This is a genomic window from uncultured Corynebacterium sp. (assembly GCF_937999985.1).
Classification (GTDB): Bacteria; Actinomycetota; Actinomycetes; order Mycobacteriales; family Mycobacteriaceae; genus Corynebacterium.
In genome coordinates this window covers 1-5,289 of record NZ_CALLDG010000086.1, presented here as the reverse complement: position 1 = coordinate 5,289, position 5,289 = coordinate 1, and the positions used below count along the sequence as shown (strand labels likewise).

Annotated in this window: 6 protein-coding genes; all 6 read left to right on the top strand. The window is 56.1% G+C overall.

The window, feature by feature from the left end; genetic code table 11:
• The first annotated feature begins 16 nt into the window (after window positions 1–16).
• Complete coding sequence (rnpA, locus tag Q0331_RS04055; protein WP_298075101.1) at window positions 17–418, top strand: ribonuclease P protein component; 402 nt, start codon at window positions 17–19, stop codon at window positions 416–418.
• Between the two features lie 127 nt (window positions 419–545).
• The gene (yidD, locus tag Q0331_RS04050) at window positions 546–788 is read left to right on the top strand and encodes a membrane protein insertion efficiency factor YidD (protein WP_080722668.1); all 243 of its coding nucleotides are present in this window, start codon (window positions 546–548) and stop codon (window positions 786–788) included.
• 87 nt (window positions 789–875) lie between these two features.
• Complete coding sequence (gene yidC, locus Q0331_RS04045) at window positions 876–1,850, top strand: membrane protein insertase YidC (RefSeq protein WP_298075098.1); 975 nt, start codon at window positions 876–878, stop codon at window positions 1,848–1,850.
• A 232-nt stretch (window positions 1,851–2,082) separates the two neighbouring features.
• Window positions 2,083–2,751 carry a 16S rRNA (guanine(527)-N(7))-methyltransferase RsmG gene (rsmG, locus tag Q0331_RS04040; protein WP_298075096.1) on the top strand — a complete coding sequence of 223 codons (669 nt, stop codon included), beginning with the start codon at window positions 2,083–2,085 and terminating at the stop codon, window positions 2,749–2,751.
• A gap of 97 nt (window positions 2,752–2,848) precedes the next feature.
• Window positions 2,849–3,787 (top strand): ParA family protein, encoded by a 939-nt coding sequence (locus Q0331_RS04035; RefSeq protein WP_298075093.1) that lies wholly within the window; start codon window positions 2,849–2,851, stop codon window positions 3,785–3,787.
• 260 nt (window positions 3,788–4,047) lie between these two features.
• A partial coding sequence (locus Q0331_RS04030) for a ParB/RepB/Spo0J family partition protein (protein WP_298075100.1) occupies window positions 4,048–5,289 on the top strand: 1,242 nt, incomplete at its 3' end.

The following is a 5,289-nucleotide window of genomic DNA, read 5'->3' as shown; positions in this document are numbered from 1 at the left end:
GGAAAGAGCCACCACAGTGCTAGCTCCCCAGCACCGGCTTCGGTCGACTGCCTTGTTTGGGCAGACGATACGGAAGGGTCGGAAGAAGGGCAGCCGCACTGTGGTGGTTCACGTTTTGGCGGGTGGCGGCGGAGCCGAAGAGCTTCCGCTGCCGTTGCAGGAGGGGGCGACAGTCGGGCCACGCATGGGGCTAGTGGTTTCGAAAGCGGTCGGCAACGCCGTGACCAGGCATAATACCTCGCGGAAGCTCCGCCATGCCTTCCGTGCCGTGTTGGACGAAGGGCTGATGGAAGGCAGCCTGGAGTTCCCCGCCGGCACCACGGTAGTGATCCGCGCGTTGCCTAAGAGCGCCACTGCGAGCTTTGAGGAGTTGGTTGGTGATGTGCGTAGCTGCATCCGACGAGCCCTCGCCCACTAGTGGCCACTCCCCCACTAGCGAGCCCTCGCCCAATGGTGATGCGACTACCACTAGTGATGGTCGTAATGGTGGTAAGGGTCATGATGACCGAGATGGCCGTAATGGCCGGCCGGGGGTCGGGACTCGAATGGCTCGCCGATTGATCCTTGGTTACCAAAGTTATGTGTCACCCCTTAAAATGGGGCCAACATGCCGTTTTGATCCTACGTGCAGCAACTACGCCTTAACCGCTATTGGCCGCCATGGCCTGATTAAGGGGTCGCTTCTCGCGTTGGGTCGTTTGGCCCGCTGTGGGCCTTGGCATCCGGGAGGTTGGGATCCTGTCCCGCCTCGTCGTCCCCTGTGCTCGTGGGGCGGGCGACGCCGCTAGCTGTGTTCCTTTGTTAGACGCCAACTATCGGCGGCGCCGGCCCTACGGGCCTTAATAGATCAATTTCAGGAGAAACCTCGAGTCGCCATGGATTTTATTTATTATCCAGTGTCCGGCGTTTTGTGGTTCTGGCATAAGCTGTTCAGCTACGTCCTGAGCCCAGATTCGGGCATCACTTGGGCGCTGGCAATCATGTTCCTCGTGTTCACCATTCGTATTCTCTTGGTGAAGCCGATGGCTAATCAGCTGCGTTCCAGCCGCAAGATGCAAGAAATGCAGCCAAAGATGCAGGAGCTGCAGCGCAAGTACAAGAACGATCGCCAGACCCTGGCGATTGAGATGCGCAAGCTGCAGAAGGAAATGGGCGTAAACCCGTTGGCTTCCTGCCTGCCGATGCTTGTGCAGATGCCGATTTTCCTTGGTCTGTTCCACGTGCTTCGTTCCTTCAACCGCACGGGCACCGGTGTGGGTCAGCTTGGAATGACGGTTGAAGAGACTCGTAGTACGCCGAACTACTTCTTCGGTGTGGACGAGGTTCAGTCCTTCCTGGACGCTCGTATCTTCGGCACTCCCCTGTCCGGCTTTATCTCTATGGACCCGGCCAACTACCGCGCGTTCTCCGCGGATGGTCACGTGGACTTCACCCGAACCAACATCATCTTGGTCGTTGTCCCGCTGATGCTGCTGGCTTCTGTGCTGATGCACTTCTCGGCCCGCATGTCTATGGATCGCGCTGCTAAGCGCCGTGCGGAGAATCCGATTAAGGCGAACGACCCTAAGGCCATGCAGTCTCAGATGCAGATGGACATGATGCAAAAGCTGATGCTGTGGGTCATGCCTGTTCTGTACCTGATGGGTGGCTTTGCTTGGCAGGTTGGTCTTGCTCTGTACATGGCTACCAACATGACGTGGTCCTACCTGCAGCAGTACTTCCTCTACAAGAAGATGGATGCTGAGGAGGAGGCGGAGAAGGAAGCCATCGCCGCTTCCAAGCGCACCTCTGCTCCGAAGGTCGGCGCCCGTCCGGATAACCCGAAGAAGAAGGGTAAGAAGCGGAAGTAGCCCCTAACCGCGTTGAACCGTCACCGTTGTGGTGGCGGTTTTTTGTTTGCCCAATGTTTTCTGCACCAGCCGTTCGCGGCTAGGAGACTCGGGTGCTGCTTTGAGGTCAACGGGCTATAGAATAGGCGGAGTAATAGAAGCCGAATGTTTCACGTGAAACATCGTGTGGAACAATCCGGATTGTTTCACGTGAAACATCGCCCCTACCTCCCAGCGTTGAAGGAGTGTCTAGATGGCAAATCGAGACGACGTGAATACTCAAAGCCCGGAACTAGGCGAACCTCCAGAGGCCGCACAGGCGATTTTCGGCGATCGTTTTCCCCTTGCCCGGGAGTACGCGGAGTTCTTGGCAACGGCCGGCATTGAAAGAGGGTTACTAGGCCCACGTGAGGTTCCCCGTATCTGGGAACGGCATGTACTTAACTCCGCTGTCCTTGGGGAAGTTATTGATGAGGGATGCCGTGTTGTCGATATTGGTTCCGGTGCTGGTCTACCAGGTATCCCGTTGGCCATCGCGCGTCCGGATCTGAAGGTTCAGCTGCTGGAGCCACTGCTACGACGCTATAACTTCCTGTCCGAAATCAATGACCAACTCGATCTGGGATGCGAGGTGGTCCGCGGTCGTGCCGAAGAGCCAGATGTAGTTAAGGCCTTGGGCGGTGCAGACGTTGCTACGTCTCGAGCTGTGGCACCGCTCGGTAAACTTACTCGTTGGTCGCTGCCCCTGGTGCGCGTTGGTGGAGCGATGAAGGCCCTCAAGGGTGGTTCGGTCGCAGAGGAACTCGAGCGAGACGCCAAAGAGATTGCTAAGGCCGGTGGAGGCGATGGAACCATCCAGATTGTAGGCGAGTCTAAGGTAGCGGAACCTACACACGTGATTACTATTCCGCGCATCAAGTAGGGCTCTCATTGTGGCCTCTTTGAGGCTGATCTATCCTTTACATACACCTCGATGTTTCACGTGAAACATCATCTTTTGACTTCAGGATTGGACATAGATGTCGACCTTCGACATGGATGAAACACCCATCGGGCGGGCTGCCCAACAAGCTGCGCGCTTGAAGAACCCGAATCGGAACAAACTTCCGAGGCCGGAGAAGTGCAGGAAGATCACCATTGCTAACCAAAAGGGTGGCGTGGGCAAAACGACCTCTACTGTTAACTTGGCGTGGTCCCTCTCCCTTTTGGGCATGAAGGTGCTCGTTATCGACCTGGATCCTCAAGGCAACGCATCGACGGCACTTGATGCGGTGCATCATGTCGGCACGCCTTCGTCTTATGAGGTACTGCTGAATGAGATGTCTGTCGATGAAGTAATGCAGGGCAACGACGAGAACGAGAGTATCTTCTGCGTGCCAGCCACCATCGATCTGGCCGGAGCCGAAATTAATCTGGTTAACGAAGTTCGACGTGAGTATCGACTTTCCTCCGCGCTCAGCGACGAGTGGATCGAAGAGCACGGTTTCGATTACGTGTTCATTGACTGCCCCCCTTCCCTCGGGCTACTCACGATTAACGCAATGACGGCCGTGGATGAAGTACTGATCCCAATTCAGTGCGAGTACTACGCCCTGGAAGGCGTAAGCCAGTTGATCGACAATATCGCAATGATTCGCGAGAACCTGAACCCGAACCTGCATATTTCGGGCGTACTTTTAACGATGTATGATGGTCGTACACGACTGTCCCAGAACGTCAGTGACGATGTTCGAACTCACTTCGGATCCGTGGTTTTGGATAACCATATTCCGCGTAACGTGAAGGTATCTGAGGCTCCGAGTTACAACATGACAGTCCTGCAGTACGACGGCGGCGCCCCTGGCGCGCTTGCCTATTATGACGCAGCGAAGGAATTTGCTCAGCGCGGCGATTACCTACCGACATTGGAAACCGCGCCTATTGGAATTGCCCCAGAACTTCATGATCAGGGTGTTTAATAGTGGGTAAACGCAATAAAAAGGATTCCAAACTGTCGAAAAAAGTTTTAAAATCCGCCGAAAGTAGCGTTCCGAAGGATTCGCGTAAAGTTTCAGGGCCTCACGATGTGGCCAATTCACCTCAGAGTCAGGAGAGTCCGTTGCTGAAGAAGAAGCCGGCGGGCGCGAAGCTGCCCGAGAATGCTGGTAGAAGCTTAGCATCGGAAGCGGGGCGAGCTCTGGGTTCAACCAAGTCCAGTGGTGGCTCTCGAAAGCCGCAGATGCCTTCTCCTAACGCTGTAGGCAATTCTCGACGGGGCGGACTCGGTCGAGGTCTTGCATCGCTCATCCCGAGCGGACCCGCTCGCCCCTCTCTTGGGGATGGTGCAGCCGATATTGTATTGGGTAGCGGGAAGAGTATCGGTATCGGTGGAAATAAGGCCGATGCTGGCTCACCGTCCGTTAACGGCGGCAAAGATGATCGCCCGGTAGAAGACGCTGCAAAATCTCAGAAGAGTCCTGTGAACCCTCAAGCGGATCAAAGTGACTCTGACAAGCCGACTTTTGACCGACCTGGCGAGACCCGAAGTGGTACCTCGGGTATGGATGCGAAACGTCACAGTGACGCTTCGCGTTCGGTAGTCCGAGAGGCTACCGGTGCGGAACGCGACGCCAGCGAGGGCCGTTCCGCGACTATGAGCGGCGTGGATGTTTCACGTGAAACATTGAAAGACGATTTCGGGGCGACCTACCAAGAGCTCCCCCTCGATGCCATTCGTACAAATGCAAAGCAGCCCCGCGAGGTGTTCGACGAGGAGGCCCTTCAAGAGCTTGTCCACTCCATCAAGGAGTTCGGGCTTATGCAGCCGATCGTCGTGCGCAGAGCCCCAGACGAGGATTCCACGTATGAGCTCATTATGGGTGAGCGACGCCTCCGTGCAGCCAAAAGAGCGGGTTTCGAAGTAATTCCCGCCATCGTTCGCGAGACCGCAGACGATGAGATGCTGCGCGACGCGTTGCTGGAGAACATTCACCGCGTCCAGTTGAATCCACTGGAAGAAGCTGCGGCGTATCAGCAGCTTATGGAGGAGTTCGGTGTAACCCAGGAACAGCTGGCTAAGAAGATCGGTCGATCTCGTCCTCTGATTACTAACATGATCCGCCTTCTCCAATTGCCTGTATCCGTGCAGCGACGGGTCGGCGCCGGAGTCCTTAGTGCAGGTCACGCTCGTGCTTTGCTCGGCTTGAAGAGCGGCGCAGAGGAACAGGAAAAGCTTGCTACCCGTGTTGTAAGCGAGGGATTGAGCGTACGTGCCACGGAGGAAGCGGTGACCCTCCTGAACCGAGGCGATAAGGCAGCTAGTGGCACAAAGGTTCCTGGGCGCAACCCCCAACAACTGCCCGAAGATGTCTCCAACTGGGTGGATAATGCCTCCGATGCATTGGAGACCAAGGTCAGTGTCCAAATGGGAAAGAAAAAGGGCAAGATTGTTGTTGAATTCGGAGGCCCTGAGGACTTCGAC

Coding starts and splice junctions, on each gene's coding strand:
- yidD (WP_080722668.1), top strand. CDS start 546: ATGGCTCGCCGATTGATCCTTGGTTACCAAAGTTATGTGTCACCCCTT.
- yidC (WP_298075098.1), top strand. CDS start 876: ATGGATTTTATTTATTATCCAGTGTCCGGCGTTTTGTGGTTCTGGCAT.
- rsmG (WP_298075096.1), top strand. CDS start 2,083: ATGGCAAATCGAGACGACGTGAATACTCAAAGCCCGGAACTAGGCGAA.
- Q0331_RS04035 (WP_298075093.1), top strand. CDS start 2,849: ATGTCGACCTTCGACATGGATGAAACACCCATCGGGCGGGCTGCCCAA.